This window comes from Mesorhizobium sp. M7A.F.Ca.CA.001.08.2.1 (genome assembly GCF_003998455.1).
Classification (GTDB): Bacteria; Pseudomonadota; Alphaproteobacteria; order Rhizobiales; family Rhizobiaceae; genus Mesorhizobium; species Mesorhizobium ciceri.
The window spans coordinates 1-18,778 of sequence record NZ_RZPW01000029.1; the positions used below are offsets into that span (position 1 = coordinate 1).

Annotated in this window: 15 protein-coding genes, 1 tRNA gene and 1 pseudogene; 14 read left to right on the plus strand and 3 right to left on the minus strand. The window is 60.7% G+C overall.

What is annotated here, in order from left to right; all coding sequences use genetic code 11:
- Positions 1 to 118: 118 nt before the first annotated feature.
- From ccoG to EN914_RS03550, 7 genes are all read left to right on the plus strand, one after another.
- Positions 119 to 1,678: a cytochrome c oxidase accessory protein CcoG gene (ccoG, locus tag EN914_RS03520; protein WP_024502866.1), complete on the plus strand. Its 1,560-nt coding sequence runs from the start codon at positions 119 to 121 to the stop codon at positions 1,676 to 1,678.
- Positions 1,675 to 2,172, plus strand: coding sequence for a FixH family protein (locus tag EN914_RS03525; RefSeq protein ID WP_024502867.1), 498 nt, complete (start codon positions 1,675 to 1,677; stop codon positions 2,170 to 2,172). Before ccoG ends, EN914_RS03525 begins: the two co-directional genes overlap by 4 nt.
- A complete protein-coding gene (locus EN914_RS03530; RefSeq protein ID WP_024502868.1) occupies positions 2,169 to 4,448 on the plus strand; it encodes a cation-translocating P-type ATPase in 2,280 nt (759 codons plus the stop codon). Before EN914_RS03525 ends, EN914_RS03530 begins: the two co-directional genes overlap by 4 nt.
- 5 nt (positions 4,449 to 4,453) lie before the next feature.
- Complete coding sequence (gene ccoS / locus EN914_RS03535; protein ID WP_081714250.1) at positions 4,454 to 4,609, plus strand: cbb3-type cytochrome oxidase assembly protein CcoS; 156 nt, start codon at positions 4,454 to 4,456, stop codon at positions 4,607 to 4,609.
- A 714-nt stretch (positions 4,610 to 5,323) separates the two neighbouring features.
- On the plus strand, positions 5,324 to 5,941 hold the full coding sequence (locus EN914_RS03540; protein WP_024502869.1) for a hypothetical protein: 618 nt from the start codon (positions 5,324 to 5,326) through the stop codon (positions 5,939 to 5,941).
- A gap of 283 nt (positions 5,942 to 6,224) precedes the next feature.
- The gene (ubiM, locus tag EN914_RS03545; RefSeq protein WP_032899078.1) at positions 6,225 to 7,403 is read left to right on the plus strand and encodes a 5-demethoxyubiquinol-8 5-hydroxylase UbiM; all 1,179 of its coding nucleotides are present in this window, start codon (positions 6,225 to 6,227) and stop codon (positions 7,401 to 7,403) included.
- 177 nt (positions 7,404 to 7,580) lie between these two features.
- Complete coding sequence (locus tag EN914_RS03550; protein ID WP_024502871.1) at positions 7,581 to 9,482, plus strand: bifunctional diguanylate cyclase/phosphodiesterase; 1,902 nt, start codon at positions 7,581 to 7,583, stop codon at positions 9,480 to 9,482.
- A gap of 1,452 nt (positions 9,483 to 10,934) precedes the next feature.
- On the opposite strand, the gene EN914_RS03555 is transcribed toward EN914_RS03550, so the two are convergent.
- Positions 10,935 to 12,257 (minus strand): tyrosine-type recombinase/integrase, encoded by a 1,323-nt coding sequence (locus EN914_RS03555; RefSeq protein WP_024502873.1) that lies wholly within the window; start codon positions 12,255 to 12,257, stop codon positions 10,935 to 10,937.
- A gap of 114 nt (positions 12,258 to 12,371) precedes the next feature.
- Positions 12,372 to 12,461, minus strand: a tRNA-Ser gene (locus tag EN914_RS03560).
- 404 nt (positions 12,462 to 12,865) lie between these two features.
- On the opposite strand from EN914_RS03560, the gene EN914_RS03565 reads away from it, so the two are divergent.
- From EN914_RS03565 to EN914_RS03580, 4 genes are all read left to right on the plus strand, one after another.
- Complete coding sequence (locus EN914_RS03565) at positions 12,866 to 13,546, plus strand: 50S ribosomal protein L21 (protein WP_013529062.1); 681 nt, start codon at positions 12,866 to 12,868, stop codon at positions 13,544 to 13,546.
- Between the two features lie 97 nt (positions 13,547 to 13,643).
- A complete protein-coding gene (rpmA, locus tag EN914_RS03570) occupies positions 13,644 to 13,913 on the plus strand; it encodes a 50S ribosomal protein L27 (protein ID WP_013529063.1) in 270 nt (89 codons plus the stop codon).
- A gap of 120 nt (positions 13,914 to 14,033) precedes the next feature.
- Positions 14,034 to 14,621, plus strand: a complete 588-nt coding sequence (locus EN914_RS03575) for a GNAT family N-acetyltransferase (RefSeq protein WP_024502874.1) — start codon at positions 14,034 to 14,036, stop codon at positions 14,619 to 14,621.
- Positions 14,622 to 14,642: 21 nt separating this feature from the next.
- Positions 14,643 to 15,173 (plus strand): GNAT family N-acetyltransferase, encoded by a 531-nt coding sequence (locus tag EN914_RS03580; RefSeq protein ID WP_024502875.1) that lies wholly within the window; start codon positions 14,643 to 14,645, stop codon positions 15,171 to 15,173.
- A 7-nt stretch (positions 15,174 to 15,180) separates the two neighbouring features.
- On the opposite strand, the gene EN914_RS03585 is transcribed toward EN914_RS03580, so the two are convergent.
- Positions 15,181 to 16,050, minus strand: a complete 870-nt coding sequence (locus EN914_RS03585) for an endonuclease/exonuclease/phosphatase family protein (RefSeq protein WP_013529066.1) — start codon at positions 16,048 to 16,050, stop codon at positions 15,181 to 15,183.
- A gap of 134 nt (positions 16,051 to 16,184) precedes the next feature.
- Between EN914_RS03585 and obgE the strand changes: the two genes are divergently transcribed.
- The 3 genes and pseudogenes from obgE to proA all read left to right on the plus strand — a co-directional run.
- Positions 16,185 to 17,216, plus strand: coding sequence for a GTPase ObgE (gene obgE, locus EN914_RS03590; RefSeq protein ID WP_024502876.1), 1,032 nt, complete (start codon positions 16,185 to 16,187; stop codon positions 17,214 to 17,216).
- 4 nt (positions 17,217 to 17,220) lie between these two features.
- Positions 17,221 to 18,411, plus strand: a complete 1,191-nt coding sequence (gene proB / locus EN914_RS03595; RefSeq protein ID WP_024502877.1) for a glutamate 5-kinase — start codon at positions 17,221 to 17,223, stop codon at positions 18,409 to 18,411.
- Positions 18,412 to 18,414: 3 nt separating this feature from the next.
- Positions 18,415 to 18,778 (plus strand): annotated as a pseudogene (gene proA, locus EN914_RS03600) (gamma-glutamyl-phosphate reductase); the annotation flags it as partial.

Consider the following 18,778-nt stretch of genomic DNA (forward strand, 5'->3'; position numbering starts at 1 on the left):
GGCGTGAGCCGGGCCTCGACACCATCCCTAATGCGATCTGCACAACCCGGCAAGGCTATCCTACGGCGAGGCTTTACGACAGGTGCCCCTGACATCGGCTGGGAAAGTGGAGTTGCACATGCGTGACAAGACGCAGTTGACAGGGCTCGAAACAGAAACTGTCAATTCCGCCAAAACCCGCAAGCCGCTTTATGCCGCGCGTCAAAAGATCTTTCCGAAGCGCGCCTCGGGCAACTTTCGTCGCTTCAAATGGCTGGTGATGACGATCACACTTGGCATCTATTACCTGGCTGCGTGGCTGCCTTGGGCTCGCGGTCCATTTGCCCCGGACCAGGCAGTCCTGCTCGATCTCGCGAACCGGCGCTTCTACTTCTTCTTCATCGAGATATGGCCCCAGGAATTCTTCTATGTGGCCGGCCTCCTGGTCATGGCGGGCGTCGGTCTTTTCCTGATCACCTCGACTGTCGGCCGTGCCTGGTGCGGCTATGCATGCCCTCAGACGGTGTGGGTCGATCTGTTCCTCGTCGTCGAACGTGCGATCGAGGGGGACCGTAACGCCCGCATGAAGCTCGATGCAGGTCCCTGGACCGCGCGCAAGCTCATGCTGCGCGTGTTCAAGCACACCATCTGGCTCGTCATAGGCGCGGCGACTGGCGGCGCCTGGATCTTCTATTTTGCCGATGCGCCGACGCTGGTCGGCGAACTCTTCACCGGCACCGCGGCGCCCGTCGCCTACATCACCGTCGCCGTCCTGACGGCGACCACCTACACGTTCGGCGGGCTGATGCGAGAACAGGTCTGCACCTATATGTGCCCATGGCCGCGCATCCAGGCGGCCATGCTCGACGAAAGTTCGCTCACCGTCACCTACAATGACTGGCGCGGCGAACCGCGTTCTCGCCATGCGAAGAAGGTGCAAGCTGCAGGGCAGTCCGTCGGCGACTGCGTCGACTGCAATGCCTGCGTCGCGGTCTGCCCGATGGGGATCGACATTCGCGATGGCCAGCAGCTCGAATGCATCACCTGCGCGCTCTGCATCGACGCCTGTGACGGCGTCATGGACAAGCTCGGCAAGGAGCGCGGGCTGATCTCCTACGCGACGCTCTCCGACTACAACACCAATATGATGCTGGCAACCGCGGGCGGCTCCAGTTCAGTCAACCCGTCGCTGGTCAGGACCGCTGATGGCCTGTTCTCCGACAAGGTAGCGCATTTCCACATCCGCAAGATCTTTCGGCCGCGCACCTACGTCTACATGGGCTTGTGGTCGCTGATCGGCCTCGGCCTGCTCTATTCCCTGCTGACGCGCGACCGGCTCGAACTAAACGTGTTGCATGATCGCAATCCTCAGTTCGTCACGCTGTCCGACGGCTCCATCCGCAATGGCTATACCGTCAAGCTGCTCAACATGATCCCGGAGCCGCGGACGCTCGTCGTCACGATCCAAGGCCTGGATGGAGCTGACATGAGCGTGGTCGGCGAAGATATCCCGGCAGGCCGCTCATTCGCCATTCCGGTCGAACCCGACCGCCTGAAAATGCTGAAAGTCTTCGTGCGCCAGCCCGCGGGCCAGATCCGCGCGCCGGCGCAGACTTTCAAGTTCCGCGTCGAGGACAGAGCCAGCTTCGAATCGAACGAGTACACCGCCACCTTCAACGCGCCGGAGGCCCCCAGATGACTGCCAATGTACAAAAGCCTCGTGAATTTACCGGCAGGCACATGCTGGCCATCATCCTCGCCTTTTTCGGCGTGATCATCGCGGTCAATTTGACCATGGCGACGCTCGCCAGCACAAGCTGGACTGGCCTCGTCGTCGAAAACACCTATGTGGCGAGCCAGCAATTCAACAAGAAGGCCACGGAAGGACGGGCACAGGCAGCCCTTGGCTGGACCGGCAAGCTGACCATCGCATGGGGTGAAGTCCGCTACAGCCTCACCGATGCCGCTGGCAAGCCGGTTCCCCTGCACGGCGTCAAGGTGCTGTTTCGCCATCCCGCGTACGAGAAGGAGGACAAGTCGGTCACCCTCGCACCCGCCTCGGGCCAGGAATTCGCAGCCCAGCACATGCCGAAGGACGGCGTCTGGATTGTCGAAGTCGACGCCGACGCCGGTCTGGATAAACCGTATCGCGACGTCCGCAGGATCATGATTTCCCATGGAGCGCTGCAATGAGTTGTTGTGCACCGGGCGCCGAAATGGCGCTTGATCTGGGCAGCACCACGTCGGTCCTGCCGTCTAGTCAGGAGATCAGGCTGGCGAGCCGATCGCTTGGCGATGATCTCCGCCAAACCGATCTTTCGGTGCCGAGCGTTCATTGCGCAGCTTGTATCCAGACGATCGAGACGGCGTTGGGAACGCTCGATCGCGTCGAGAGCGCCCGCGTCAACCTGTCGACGAAACGGGTCTCGGTCCGCTGGCGTGGCGACGAGGTTCCACCGTTCGTCGCCGCGCTTGGACGGCTCGGCTACCAGGCGCATCTCTTCGCCCCCGAGATTGATGAAAAGGACAGGACGCTTTCGGAGTTGATCCGCGCCGTCGCGGTTGCCGGGTTCGCGGCGGGCAATATCATGCTGCTTTCGGTCTCTGTCTGGTCCGGTGCCGAAGGCGCTACCCGCGACCTGTTCCACTGGGTCTCTGCGCTTATCGCCATCCCTGCACTCGCCTTCGCCGGCGGCATCTTCTTCCGCTCGGCCTGGAATGCGTTGCGCCACGGCCGCATGAACATGGACGTGCCGATCGCGGTCGGGGTGTCGCTTGCCTACGCCATGAGCCTCTATGAGACGATCAACCATGGCGACCATGCTTATTTCGATGCATCGGTGTCGCTGCTGTTCTTCCTGTTGATCGGCCGCACGTTGGATCACGTGATGCGCGAACGTGCCCGGATCGCCGTGAAAGGCCTGTCCCAGTTGGCCGCACGTGGCGCCATGGTGCTGCGCGGCGACGGCGCACGCGACTATCTGCCGGTTGGCGAGATCGAACCAGGGATGCAGCTGCTGATTGCTGCCGGCGAAAGGATACCCGTCGACGGCAAAATCATTCAAGGGGCATCGGATCTGGACTGTTCGCTTGTCTCGGGCGAGAGCACGCCTCGAAGCGTTGCAGCAGGCGAAGCCGTGCAGGCTGGTGTCCTCAACCTAACCGGCCCGCTGACGATTGAGGCGACAGCCGCCGCGAAAGATTCGTTTCTGGCGGAAATGGTTCGGCTCATGGAAGCCGCAGAGGGCGGCCGCGCGCATTATCGCCGGATCGCCGATCGCGTTTCAGCGCTCTATGCCCCGGTGGTTCATCTCACAGCCTTCGCGACGTTCCTTGGCTGGATGGCGGTGACCGGCGACTGGCATAGGGCGATAACCATCGCCATTGCCGTTCTGATCATCACCTGCCCGTGCGCGCTCGGCCTCGCCGTACCGATCGTTCAGGTGGTCGCCGCGCGGCGTCTGTTCGAGAACGGCATCATGGTCAAGGACGGTTCGGCCATGGAGCGCCTGGCGACGATTGATAACGCAGTGTTCGACAAGACCGGAACGCTCACGCTCGGACAACCCCGGCTCCTCAATGCATCGTCGATCGATCCGGCCATGCTGGCAATCGCGGCAGACATGGCCGCGCACTCGCGTCACCCGTTTTCAAAGGCCATAACCGGCTTTGCCGCTCCTGGCGGGCAACACAAATTCGATGCCGTCACAGAGCATCCGGGGTTCGGGATCGAAGCCACTGTCGCCGGAAGCATCTGGCGGCTGGGTCGACGCGGATGGGCTGGATGGAAGGCCCGGACCGGTGGTGAAGGCAACCATGGCTATGGCGGAACGGTGCTGACAAAAGACGGGTTCATTGTCGCGACCTTCGATTTCGAGGATGCGCTGCGCGCCGACGCGGCGGCGGCGATCAAGCGATTGAACGATACTGGGGTGTCGATGCAAATGCTGTCGGGCGATACCGCAGGTGCCTGCGGCGAAGTTGCAAGAATGCTGGGTGTCGACGACTTCGTTCCGTGCCTGCTGCCGTCGGGCAAGGTCGAGCGCATCGAGACCCTGGCGAAAGACGGACACAAGGTTCTGATGGTTGGCGACGGCCTCAACGACACGCCGGCGCTGAGCGCGGCGCATGTCTCGATCGCTCCGGCCACCGCCGCCGACATTGGCCGCAATGCCGCCGACTTCGTATTCCTGCGCGAAAGCCTTCTGGCAGTGCCTCTCGCGCTGGACGTCTCGCGCAAGGCGGGACACCTGATCCGCCAGAACATCGCGATTGCGATCGTCTACAATGCCGTCGCCGTGCCGATCGCCATCCTGGGCCACGCCACGCCTTTGTTAGCGGCGATTGCCATGTCTGCCTCATCGGTGCTTGTTATTGGAAACGCATTGCGCTTGCACGGCTTCGGGGCGAATGCGACGCTGCAAGTTATTCAAAAAGTCGGACGCTCCGCAGTCAGCTATTCGGCATAATCCTCGTGACGACGTTGCTCTATCTCATACCAGTGGCCCTTTTTCTGGGTGCACTGGGTGTGTCCGGCTTCGTCTGGGCATTGCGAAGCGGTCAATACGAAGATCTCGACGGAGCCGCCGAGCGGATACTAATTGATCGGGACGACAAACCGGAACGCTGATTTCAATCCGCTGTGCATAAGATGCGCGGATCGCGCTCGTCAGTCGAGCCGGCTCGGTCGGGAACAAGCTGTCCATGCTCCATGCTCCATGCTCCATGACCATCTTGACCTAAGCTGCACACTACATTTGTGAAAAGCCTCTGTCGTGCGAAGGACTGCCTACCATTGCACCCAGTATGAGGCGGCTGATGCCACGAGAGTACCTCGCGTGGCCGGACGAGAGCTTGGCAATGTGCGCACGGGTTCCAAAGTGGAACGTCACGGTCGATCACCTGACCGTGAACCGCCAGTGCCGATTGGTCATGTCTGGCTGATCCAGATCAGGGTCATACTCATCGGTGTGGTCTATTGACCAGTCTTCGACGGAGAAATGCATGACTTACGGAAAGATTGGTCGTCATTATCAGCACCTTCACGGTTCTGGGTTTTCTGTCGTGTGGTCGGCCATGCCTTGTGCTTACGGCGCAGCCATTAGCTGACCGGCGTCGTGTGTATCTCGCTTGCTGGCTGACCATCCGCGTGGCTGCGCGGACAGGGGGGCCGATCAACAGCTTTCGCCTTTGATGGGTTGTGTGCGTCGTTGCCGATCCATCCCGATTCCCGGCCCGCGCCTTGAGGCTATGCGACGGTACCGGAACCCAGCGCACGTCACGCGGTTCCGCGCGCGTGGTGTCCGCTCGTCACGACGATGAACGAACAAGCGGCTGGAGTACCATGAACACCGTACACATCATCGACTGCCACAATGCAAATGACTACTTCGCCGACAGGCAAGAGGGACCGATCGTGCAGCACTTGTTAAAGGCTGTCAACATCCGCGCGGAGCTCCACATGGCGTTGAACCGAACGAAATTTGGTGAGGCTGTAGTACGAGCGATGGAGGCGGAGTGCGACGTGCTTCACATCGCCGGGCACGGCAATGGTGACGGGATCGCTTCGTCCAGTGGGCGAAGTGGCCTTCTTTGGGCTGACTTCGTAAAAATGTTCCAGGGCTCGCATCCAGCGCCGAAGATCCTCGTGATGTCAACGTGCTGCGGAGCATCATCGGGGTTGGGACGTGCGTTTTCGAGATCGATCAACCGTCCGAAGTTGATCATTGGTTCGAGTGACGCGCGCTATTTCGACGACTATGTCGCCGCGTGGGCTTTGCTCTATCGGCGACTGAATTGCAAGGACATCGACATCGAAGCCATGCAGCAGGTTCTTGATGAGATATGCGCGGTCGTGGATAAAAGTTTCCGCTACCTTGGCTGGGATGACGAGAGAGAGCGCTACGTTCGATACCCTCACCCTCGCAAGAGAGCCCGCTTCGACGTCGTGGAGCGTGAGTAGTATGCGCAAGGGTTCCAGGTGGAATGTGGCGATCGATGCGGCGCGGCCGTCGCTGACCAGCGTCGCGAGTGTCTCGCTTGCTGGCGGCGATCTGCGCGGCTGCGCGGCGAAAGGGCGGGATCGGTTAGCCGCATCCACCTCTGAGCGCTTTGAGTGCTTCGTTGCCGATCGATGCGAATCTCCCGGCCCAGCGCCTTTAGGCAATGCGGCGGGCACGGAGCTCATGTCACTCGGCTCAGTTTCACCGTTACACGAGGATAGGCGACCGGATGGCGGCACGCTGATGGGCTCTGACGATAATTTTGACATCGTTGTCGTTGGAGCCGGCCCGGTCGGCCTTTCGTTCGCTGCGTCGCTTGCCCAAAGCGAACTCAAGGTGGCAGTTGTTGAACAGAACACATTCGATAGTCTGGCGAATCCGGCTTTCGATGGTCGCGAAATCGCGCTGACCAACGCTTCGATCAGAACCCTTCGCGAGCTCGGCGCCTGGGATGTCATTCCGGCTTCGGACAAATCAGCACTTCAAGGCGCGCGCGTGCTCAACGGCTCGAGCGCATTCGCTCTTCGTTTCGATCCTCCCAGCAACTCTGGAGAACCGCTGGGGGTTTTGGTTCCAAATTGCCGGATCCGCGAGGCGCTGTTCAAAATCGTCCGCTTGCAGGATCGCGCCCGGCTGTTGTGCGGCCACTCGGTCGTCGATGCAACAAACAGCCAAGAAGGAGCAGTCGTAACGCTCTCTAATGGCGCGCGTTTAACTGCTCGGCTGGTTGTTGCCGCGGATTCGCGTTTGTCCGCCACGCGTGATCTGCTAGGCATCGGCGCCGATATCAACCGGCTTGGCCACTCGATGCTGATTTGCCGAGTGAGGCACGAGCGCGCCCACCACCAGATCGCCATCGAATGGTTCGATCACCATCAGACGATAGCGATATTGCCCCTAGCGGAGGGCATGTCGTCGCTGCTGCTCACATTGCGCTCAAACGAGGCCTATAGACTGCTTGCCTTCGATGATGATTTGTTCCTGTCGGAGTTGACGAAACGGTGTCGAGGGCGCCTTGGAAAAATGACCTTGGCAAGCAAGCGCCACACCTATCCGCTGGTCACGACCTGGGCGCACAAATTCCGGGCGCCGAGCGCCGCACTCATCGGCGACGCTGCCATCGGCATGCACCCGGTGACCGCTCACGGGTTCAACATCGGTCTCAGCAGCCAGAAGCAACTCGCCCGTGGAATCATGACTGCGTGCCGCGACGGCCGCAATGTTGGCGACCCCGACATGCTGCATATATACGAAAGGCGGCTGCGCCTGTCGGCGGCGCCGCTCTACCATGCAACGAACATATTGGTTGGACTCTACTCCAGAGACCACCTGGCGGCACGGCTTGCAAGGCATCTGGGGCTTCGCTTTGCCCAACATGTTCCCCTTGTCCGGCATGGGATTTCGGCGGAGCTCCAGCGGTGATACTGCACCAGCAGTCGCATTTTTGCGCGTGCTGGGCGAGCGATGGGAGAGAGTGCATGATGCACCGGAGTAATCCTGCTCCCCGACGCTGATCTCCGATTGAAGAATTAACCCGTCCTTCAGGGGGGCTGCATAGGCTGCGGACAAGCAGGAGTAAGCAAGCTGACCCGTCCAGCCTTGGAAAAAGAAGATCCGCTGGAGGCGAGAATCCTTCAGGACCAGCTCGCTGATCTGAGGGCAGGCCTTTTCGTCTCAATGCCGATAAGCATTGTGCTGTCCGGGCTGATTTTGACCGTGCAGGCCCTTTCCGGGAACGGTCTTGCTGGCGCGGCCTGGTTTTCGGTCGTTAATGCGATAAATGCCGCCCGCCTTGCACTCGCCCGTCATCAGCTGAAGGAACCCGGAGTCCAGGATGATCTGACACGGGTTTGGCTGCGGCTTCGCTGGTTTGGCAGGCTTGCTCTTCTGGCGGGATTCACCTGGTCATTCCTTGCCGTCCTAACGGCTGGATACACGACGTCTCAAGCATCGCTGCATCTAATAATTCTGGCGGGCATTTCAGCTGGCGCGGTCACGTACGGCAGCTCATATGCTGCGGCAGCGATATGCTTCATCACACCGCCACTCCTCATTGCCGCCGCATGTTTGCTGACGAAGGGAGCCCCGGAAAACTACATTCTGGCTTTTGCCGTCCTGCTTTTCGAGGGCGGCCTGGTTCGATCCTCGTTCGTTGGACAAGCGCGCTTCCGTGACGCGAGCCGCCTGAGACATCAAGCCGAGCGGCTTGCCGCGGAAATGGAGCGCAATTCCAGGGAGGACCATCTTACCGCGCTCCTCAACAGGCGGGGCCTCGAACATGCAATCGATCAGTTTGAGAACACCGATGGACCCTTTGTGGCCATGCTGATTGATCTGGACGGGTTCAAATCTGTCAACGATACCTACGGTCACAGAACGGGTGACGAGCTGCTTGCCAGGATCGCCCGCCGAATAGAGGAAGAAGCACCGGAGGGCTCAACGCTCGCCCGCATCGGTGGGGATGAATTCGTGCTGGTTTTTTCTTCGCGAAAGAATTCTCCTTCTCCCACCAATCTCGCGTCCAATCTCATAGCCAAGCTTGCTCGCCCCTATCCTGGGATCGCATCAGTCCGCATTGGAGCGTCTATAGGAATCTACTTGGCTGAAAACCCCGGACTAACGGAAATGTTGTTGCGGGCCGACATCGCCCTTTACACAGCTAAGCGCCGCGGCAGGAATGAATTTTGTCTGTTCGATGCCGAGCTAGCCCGGGAGTTGCAACGCCGCCAGTCAATCGAACGCGATCTTCATTCGGCGATAACGATGAGAAGCTTGGTCGCTTGGTTTCAGCCAATCGTAAGACTCGAAACTGAAGCCGTCGTCAGTTTTGAAGCCTTGCTAAGATGGTCTCACCCGCTTCACGGTCCCATTTCTCCGCCCGAGATCATGACAGCGGCACGCGAAACTGGAATGCTTCAGCTGCTAACTCAAACGGTATTCGCCGACTGTTGCGCTCTTATCGAGGGCTTGGTCAAAGCTGACCGTCGTGATGTTCGTGTGGCGATGAATGTTTCACCGTGCGAGTTGGAAGCTGGCGATATTGACGAGATGATTCTTAATGGTCTGGCGGCAAAAGACCTCCCTGCAACGATGTTCGACATCGAGATTACCGAAGAAGCCCCAGTGGATCCGGACAGAGTGGATGAAAAGCTCGCCCGGCTTTCACATGCTGGCATTTCTATCGCGCTCGATGACTTCGGCACCGGTTTTTCGACGTTGGCATCGCTCAAGGACAGTCGGATCAGGAAGGTGAAAATAGATCAGGGCTTCGTTCGCGGCTTAGCCAAGTCCCGGGAGAATCGGCTGCTTGTCAAAGCGGTGATTGATCTTGGTAGGACGCTCGGGATCGAGGTCATGGCCGAGGGCGTTGAAACAGAGGCAGATCGGCAAACTCTGTACCAGCTTGGCTGCAGAACCGCGCAGGGCTTCCTGTTCTCTAAGGCAGTGCCTCTCCATTTGGCACTTGATTCGGTAGTAAAAGAGCACGCGAAGGAGTTGTGACCGGCCTCTCCGTCCGTGCTGCTCGCGGAACTTTCATGTGGGGTGGACCTGACGCGCGAAAGCCGTTTCGGACGGTAGAGTTATTACGGGGCGAAACTGAGCACGTGGTTTGGATAGCAGCAATCCGGTCCACCGGCGCACATGCAGCGGCTTCATACAAGCGTTCAAGTTGCGAGATGAGCTTGAGTGAACGACGTCGGAGAATTGCGTCCTTTGGACGCTGGTTTCGCGGTTCCCGTAGGATTCGATTACGGGAAGCGTTCTTGGCTGCTTCTCGGCTCAGCGCTCATCGGGATGAACAACGTACCCGCGGTCAAGGTCTTCGCGACCTCAACCCAGTCACCATCCCGCAACAGCAGCGGTCGGGTCCTGATCAAGCGCTCAGCCTCAGCACAGGTGCTGGAGCAACGGTAGAGCGCGGAAAACGTGTATCGGAATGCGCTGGCTCACCATAGGAAGCTGCCACGGCATGTCGAATGTCCCCAGGGGGCGGACCGTTCCCTTGCATTTGTCTCGATGACGGGCTCTCAAAGCTAAAGCCAAGAGAGCTTTATAAAAATCGCACCCGATCGGCTGCGCAACGACGACCAGCTGAGGCCCGATCGGGTGCTAAGGTCGTGCCAAAAAAGGCGCGTCACTGTCGCATTTCTAGCCGGCTTGCGATCGGACGTCATCTCTTGGCGATCGCTGCCCCTTCTCTCAAATGCGTTTAGCGGCGCCGATGGCGAATAGCGCAAGCTTTTCCACCCGTTTCTACTCCACTACCGAGACTCGTCACCAACCTCCTTTTATTCGCTTCCATATGGCCCATCCTGTCTCCAATCGAGGAGGAGCGCGAACATGGGCCAAGCCGTAGAACGTCTCAGTCTCGGGAATTCTTCTGCTCGCCAAACTGCCGTTGTCGCCGGCACCATATTTGGCAGGGTGACAGTGCACGACAAGATATCAGGCGTTCTTGTCTGGGCTGAACTATGCTTGCAAGCCATAACCCAAAAATCGCCGATCCCTTTGAATTCGAGCCGGATGAATGGGTGTTTCAAAATTTTTGGCGGTTTTAGGCAGAACCCTCCGATGGCCCGCGTACCGGTCAAGCTTCGTGAGCACTTTAGGTTCGTCGATCAGGCATAGGTTTCTTTCCCATGCCACATGCTGGCCGTTTGCCTAGTTCGGAAGCCCTCGAGAGGCGTTGCTCGTCTTGGTATGGCGTCGCCCCTTTTTCCGATCCATCGGCCACGGAGCTAGAATGGTGTCTAGCTGTTGCCGCCTACTTGGTCATCCGGCATGGAGATGCCTATATACCGACCTTCGAAAGGCTGGAATACGAGGTCGAACAAATGCGGCGGAAGCTCGGAAATCGCGAGCGAGCGCAGCGCGTGCTGGCCACGCTCAACCTAAATGGCTCGGACAGCTGGAGCCGTGAGGTTGGTTCTCAAGGCCTGGATGGCGCCGCAATCACATTCGCCCGGGCGGGGTAAAAGCGATTTTTTGGAGCCACTCGCGCTTTTGCGCTAACGAAGGTCCCGCGCCGTATTTGGGCCGGATCCATTTGTGGCCCATCAGAGAAGCAATTACCTTCTCCGGCGCCTCAACTGCCGTCAGCCGGTCCTCGAAAGTGTGTCGCAGGCTATAAAGACTATGCTCGGAAGTCGGCAGAAGTTCCTTGCTGGCGAGCACCTTGTTGACGAGCGCTGAAAGTGACGCGGCCTTGTCGCGATAACGAGGAAAGCCGTCCGGATGGAGCTTGATGGCTGCAAGTGCGCCGCCAACCAAGGGAATGTCACGGGCTGAATGACCGGTCTTCAAGCGACGGCCATTGGGGCGCACCCGCACATGCGGGATTTCTCGATCGAGGTGGATTGTTTCGGTGGTGAGGTTTGCCGCTTCAGAAAGCCTGAGTCCGGTATCGGCAATCACATAGATTAGATGGCGGGCTTCGTCATTGAGTCCGTCGAGCGCGCCTTCAGCGAGTATCTTCTCCTGAATGAACTCCGCTGTGAACGCAGCGCGTTGCCCGGGGACGGCGCCGGAAAGACGCAGGTTTCGAAAAACCGGCTCCAGCTTGAGCTGGTGAGTCAGATCGACGACGCGCAGCATTTTCGAAACATGGCCGATGTCCTTGTTGGCCGTACCGATATCAAGTCCATCCTCAACGATCCGCTTTTGCCACCACTCGCGGAACGCGATTGCGTCGTCCCGAGTGAGGCTTGCGATCTCCTTGTCGCCAATGACTCCAACCAGATTGGCAACTGCGCGCTTTTTGGGGTTACGCCATTTCTTGATTTGGTTGGGCGACATGGCCAGCAAGTTCTGTTGCTCGATCGTCTCGAATTCCTTGATAAGACCGCTCAGGCGGACCGCTGGCCGCTTCTCCCCACCCATGACGGCCGAGACGTCCTGCGCGTCCTCGATCGATTTTTTGTCGAGGAGCAGCTTGATACGGGCCATGAGTTCGTCGAGCGGCCCCGCTGCTAGTTCCTCGTTAGTGCGATAGGCCAATCCAAATGACCGCGCGCGCTTCCTCGCGGCTTCGAAACGCAGCCCCGCCTCGGCGGATTGGCCTTCCCGCAGTCTACGCCAATACGCCTCCAGCCCCGCGCCGAGGCTTTGCACTGCATCTCGCGCCCGTACACCGCGGGGATCGTCAGCCACGGCGACGCCCGTGGAAATGCGTACTAGGCAGCGGCGATCAAACGCCGCGAATTCCTTCGGCACCCTGCGGACGAGATACCAGATGCCTTCACGTTTATGCGGCTTTGGCGCTGCGGAACGTCGCATTATCTTTCTCTAATGTTACACAGTTTGTTACACAGTCTAAGATATGTTTCGCTTCGTGCTGGTCAAGTGCAACAAGGAAGCTTTTGAAAGGAAAGGATTTTTATGGAAGCTATATGGCGGAGAGGGAGGGATTCGAACCCCCGATGGGCTTGCACCCATGCCGCATTTCGAGTGCGGTGCATTCGACCACTCTGCCACCTCTCCGCGGTCATGGTCGGCCGTTGCCGGCGCGGCGCACTAGATAACGGCTGAACGGGCAGGTTACAAGGCCAATCCGTCAGTTATTTGGCTTGCCGGGCAAGCAGCGGATTCGCGACGGTTCAGCGGCGGCGAGGCCTGGGTAGGTTGGTAACCAGTCACGCGTGCTTGCCTCGATGACGGTCACGTCGTGCAGTCGTGCTGACACGCTCGATCCTTCGGCCGCCAACAACAGTCCCGACAACAGCTGTTTGCCTTGACTCGCACTCAACCTTCGGTTAGGGACAGCGCGCAATCGGCGTGGAGGGTTCTTCCGCGCCGCTTGTTTTTTGAACCCGCAGACTGACAAAAAGACGGCTGAACCGCCAGAGGCGGCTCATCAAGGCCGACCGAACAGCGAAAGGCAAAAAATGTTCGCAGTCATTAAAACGGGTGGCAAGCAGTATCGCGTTGCCGCCAACGATCTCCTGAAGATCGAAAAACTCGAAGCCGCTGTCGGCGATATGGTCGAGATCGGCCACGTCCTCGCACATGGCGAAGGCGAGAATGTCACGTTCGGCGCGCCGTTCGTCGACGGCGCGGTGGTCACCGCCGAAGTCGTCGAGCAGGGCAAGAACCGCACCGTCATCGCCTTCAAGAAGCGCCGCCGGCAGAATTCGCGCCGCAAGATCGGCCATCGCCAGCTTTTGACCACCGTGCGGATTTCCGAGATCCTGCTGGGTGGCGCCAAGCCGACGAAGACGGCAGCGGTCAAGGCGCCGAAGAAGGTGAAGGCCGAGGCCGCCACCGAGGTGCAGGCGGAAGCCGCGCCGAAGAAGGAGCCCAAGGCCAAGGCAGCCGAGACAAAGGCAGCCGAGACCGCGGCAGCGCCGCTGTTCAAGGCGCCCAAGGGTGAGCCGGACGATCTGACCGTGATCAAGGGCATCGGCCCGGTCGCAGCCAAGGATCTCAACGAGCAGGGCATCATCACCTTCGCGCAGCTCGCCAAGCTGACCGACAAGGATGTCGCCAAGATCGACGAGCACATGCCCTTCAGCGCCGACCAGATCAAGGACTGGCGCGAGCAGGCCAAGGAATTGGCGGCGAAGTAATTTTCTGGCGACCAGGTCGCCGGATCGGACTTGAAACGGAACGCGAACGCGTTCATAAGGCCTTTTAGGCGCCTTGCGGCGCAACGGAGTTAGTTAGATGGCACACAAGAAAGCTGGCGGCTCGTCGCGCAACGGTCGCGACTCGCATTCCAAGCGTCTGGGCGTGAAGAAGTTCGGCGGCGAAGCCGTCATCCCGGGCAACATCATCATTCGTCAACGCGGCACCACGTGGCATCCCGGCGTCAATGTCGGCATGGGCACGGACCATACGCTTTTTGCGCTCGAGACTGGCGCCGTGACGTTCAACAAAAAAGCCAACGGCCGAACCTACGTATCGGTCAACCCGATTGCCAAAGCCGCGGAGTAGCCGGTTCCGCACTAGAACACCGGCGCCCATCTCGGGAACCGGTGTCTGGCAAAGCCAGGAAAAGGATCAGGGGAGATGGGTTTCCATCTCCCCTTTTTCTTGTGCCTGGAGGACTTTCAAATGGTTGCCGAAGCGGAAGACTCAGAAGACGAAAGTTACGCGATAGATTGCCCGGTGCTGGTCACCGAGCGGCTGGTGATGCGGGCGCCCCACGAGGGCGATATCGCGCAGCTGGTCGAGCTTGCCGACAACCGCCATGTCGCCGAAATGCTGGCACGCATGCCGCACCCCTATGGCGAGGCCGAGGCGCGCGCTTTCCTGGCCATGACCAAATCGCGCCGGGCCGGCATTGCTTATGCCCTGACGCTGGCCGGCACCGACACCTTCGTCGGTTGCGCCGGCCTCAACACCACCGATCGCGGGCTGGAGCTCGGTTACTGGATCGGCGAGCCGCACTGGAAGAAGGGCTATGCGACGGAAGCAGCGCACGCGCTGGTCGATCTCGCCTTCCAGAGGACGTCGATCCAGGTCCTGCATGCCTCGACGCGGGTCATCAATCCGGCCTCGCGCCGCGTCATCCACAAGTGCGGGTTCCAGTATGCCGGCCAGGGCATGCTGAACTCGATCGTCGCCGGCCAGGTTCCCGTCGAGCGCTACCGGCTCGATCGCAAGACCTGGACCAGCCTGCGGAACTGGGTGCATTTCTGATAGATGACGGCGGTCAAGCCAATGGTCGACAGCAGCGATATTGAAACGGCCGCGATCGCGCCGATGACGCCTGGGGATATCGAAAGCTTTCATCGCGCGCTCGATGTCGTAGCGCGTGAGCGAAAGTACTTGTCCTTCCTTGAGGCGCCACCGCTGGATCAAGTCAGAAGTTTCGCAATGGACCGTATCGGGAGAGGCGATCCGGGGTTCGTGGCCGTTGTTCGTGGCGAGGTCGTCGGCTGGTGCGACATCTCACGCCATGATCGGCTCATCCATGCCCATCGCGGCTCCCTCGGGATGGGGATTGTTCCTCCCTATCGGGGGCGAGGGCTTGGACTGCGGCTCATCAATGCAACCTTGGCGCAAGCGCGCAGGGCCGGTTTCGTCCGCATCGAACTCTCCGTGCATTCCGACAATGCTCGCGCCATCTCTCTCTACGACAAGGTCGGGTTTGTCAGGGAGGGCGTGCAGAGCGATGCCGTCCATATCGACGGGGAATACCGCGATACGATCATGATGGCGATCGTCGAACGCGAAAACGCCGCCAGATGAAAGGCCATCAGCCCAGTTCGACCCACACCGGCAGATGGTCCGAGCCGACTGCCTTTCGGTCGACCCACAGACGCTGCAGGGATCTGGCAAGCGAAGCGCTGGTAAAGATATAATCGATGCGCTTGTGCCGGCTGGGATCGGTGGGTTGCTTGGGATCGACCCAACTGATGAGATCGTCGCCGGTGGCGTTCAGCCGCAAGGCGGCATCGACGGCGAAGTCGGCGGTCAGCGGCATGCCGAATTCATGGTCCGGCCGGCCGGCGAGTTCGACATATTCGGGTGAGCCGGCCAGCATGTTGAAATCGCCCATGCCGACAAAGGCTTCGGGATGCGGCAGTTCCGGCAGGCCGATCTCGGCGACGCCGGACAGTGCTCCGCCTTCGAGCGCATAGTTCAGCATGCGTTGGCGCAGGAACTGGATCTGGCTGGCGCGTTCGAGGGGGCTGCGGTGATCGAGATGGATGGAATAGAAGCGGATGAAACCAAGCGGCGTCTCGATCAGCGCTTCCAGCGCGCCGCGCTGGAAGTTCATCATCTCGAAGCTGCGGCTGCGCGGCAAAAGCAGGTTGCGCGACAGATGAATGGGCGTCCTAGACAGCACCATGTTGCCGAGCTGGAAGGTTTTCGTCACGGCACGGCCGTTGTCGATGTGCGAACCGATATTGGCCTCGAAATTGCTGCCATAGACGGCGAAATAGTCGGGCAGCGCCTCGCCGATCTCGGCGACCATGTCGCGGCCGCCATTCCGAGGATTGTTGCGGGTCACCTCCTGCAAAGCGATCACGTCGGCGCCGCGCACGGCATCGGCGATGCGCCCGACATCGTACTGCCCGTCGAGGCCGATGCCGTACTGGATGTTGTAGGTTACAAGCTTCATTCCGACGTCTCTCCGGCCAACCCCACATGGCCATTGTCACAAAACGGCCTCGCCCTTCGCCGCGCCTTGGTTTAGAGCAAGGGCCAAGGTTTAGAGCAATGCCGCAAAGCCACTAGTAGAAACTGTACAATCTCATGAAATTTCTCGATCAAGCCAAGGTATACATCCGCTCCGGTGACGGCGGCGCCGGTTCGGTGTCGTTCCGGCGTGAAAAATTCATCGAGTTCGGCGGGCCGGATGGCGGCGACGGCGGCCGCGGCGGCGATGTCTGGCTGGAGGCGGTCGACGGGCTGAACACGCTGATCGACTACCGGTATCAGCAGCATTTCAAGGCCAAGACCGGCGTCCACGGCATGGGCCGCAACATGACCGGAGCCAAGGGCGCCGACGTCACGCTGAAAGTGCCGGCCGGAACGCAGGTGTTCGAAGAAGACAACGAGACGCTGATCTGCGACCTGACCGTGGTCGGACAGCGCTTTCTGCTGGCCAAGGGCGGCAATGGCGGTTTCGGCAACCAGCATTTCAAGACCTCGACGAACCAGGCGCCGCGCCGCGCGAATCCCGGCCTGCCGGGGCAAGAGCTCAACATCTGGCTGCGGCTGAAGCTGATCGCCGATGCCGGGCTGGTCGGGCTGCCCAATGCCGGCAAGTCGACATTCCTGGCGGCGGTCACCGCAGCCAAGCCGAAGATCGCCGACTATCCGTTCACGACGCTGCATCCCGGCCTCGGCGTTGCCCGCATCGACGCGCGCGAATTCGTCATCGCCGACATTCCGGGCCTCATCGAAGGCGCGCATGAGGGCGTCGGCATCGGCGATCGCTTCCTTGGCCACGTCGAGCGCACGCGTGTGCTGCTGCATCTGGTTTCGGCGCAGGAGGAAAATCCGGGCAAGGCCTACAAGACCGTGCGAGCCGAGCTCGACGCCTATGGCCATGGCCTCACCGACAAGGTCGAGGTCCTGGCGCTTTCCCAGGTCGACACGCTCGACGCCGATGCGCGCAAGAAGAAGGTCGCCTCGCTGAAACGCGCTGCCGGCCGCGCGCCGATGCTGTTGTCGGCGGTCACCGGCGAGGGCGTCGAGGCGGTGCAACGGGCGCTGATGGCGGTGATTGCTGAGGCGCGCGCGCAGATCGCGGCGCCGGTCGAGACGCGCTGGGACAAATAGGGTCATGCAGTCGCTGAGAAAATATCGGCGCATCACCGTCAAGATCGGCTCGGCGCTGCTCGTCGACCGCACGACGGGCCTGAAGCGCGACTGGCTGGCTTCGCTCGCCGACGACATTGCCGGGCTGGCCCAGGGCGGCGCTGAAATCCTCGTCGTGTCGTCCGGCGCCATCGCGCTTGGCCGCACCATCCTTGGCCTCGGCAAGCGAGCCCTGAAACTGGAGGAGAGCCAGGCGGCGGCAGCCGTGGGACAGATCGCGCTGGCCGGCGCCTGGTCGGACGCGCTCGGCAAGGGCAGCCTGAAATCGGGCCAGATCCTGCTGACGCTCGGCGACACCGAGGAGCGCCGCCGCTATCTCAACGCGCGGGCGACGATCTCGACACTCTTGAAGATGAAGGCAGTGCCGGTCATCAACGAGAACGACACGGTGGCGACTTCCGAAATCCGCTACGGCGACAATGACCGGCTGGCGGCCCGCGTCGCCACCATGATGGGCGCCGATCTTTTGGTGCTGCTTTCCGACATCGACGGGCTCTACACCGCGCCGCCGGCGCGCGACCCCAACGCCAAATTCATTCCGGTGGTCGACCGCATCACGCCTGATATCGAGGCGATGGCGGGTGCGGCCGCTTCCGAGCTGTCGCGCGGCGGCATGCGCACGAAGCTCGATGCCGGCAAGATCGCGACCGCCGCCGGCACCGCGATGATCATCACGTCGGGCACTCGGCTGTCGCCGCTGATGGCGATCGAACGCGGCGAGCGCGCTACTTTCTTTCGGCCGAGCAGCAACCCGGTCAAGGGCTACAAAACCTGGATCGCCGGCCAGCTCGAGCCGGCCGGCCGGCTTACGGTCGATGCCGGCGCCATCGGCGCGCTGCTGTCGGGCAAATCGTTGCTGCCGGCCGGCGTCAAGCTGGTCAGCGGCAATTTCTCGCGCGGCGACACGGTGGCGATCCTGTCGCCCGAGGGCCGCGAGATCGCGCGCGGGCTGGTTGCCTATGATGCCGCCGATGCCGTAAGGATCGCGGGCCTGAAGACGGCCGAGATCGAAACCGTGCTCGGCTACGAGGCGCGTTCGGCGATGATCCACCGCGACGACCTTGTGGTGAGCCATTCGGGTGACCAAGTACGGGCCGGCGACCAAAAAGGGGCCGGTGACCAAGTCACGGTTGGTGGCGATGTAAGCGGAGGATGAGCCATGCTGAAACTGCATGAAAAATCCGGGGATGACACTGTCGCGCTGATGGCCGATATCGGCCGGCGCGCCCGCGCTGCCGCCCGGCCGCTGGCCATTGCCACGACCGCCGCCAAGAACGCCGCACTGCTGGCCATGGCCGAGGCGATCGTGGCCCGTGAGCAGGACATTCTCGACGCCAATGCCATCGATGTTTCGAATGGTCATGAATCCGGGCTTTCCACCTCCTTCATGGACCGGCTGAAGCTCGATCCGGCGCGCATCCGCGCCATGGCCGACGGCATCCGCGAAATCGCCGCGCTGCGGGATCCGGTTGGCGACGCGATCGCGCAGTGGGACCGGCCGAACGGTCTGCATATCGAGCTGT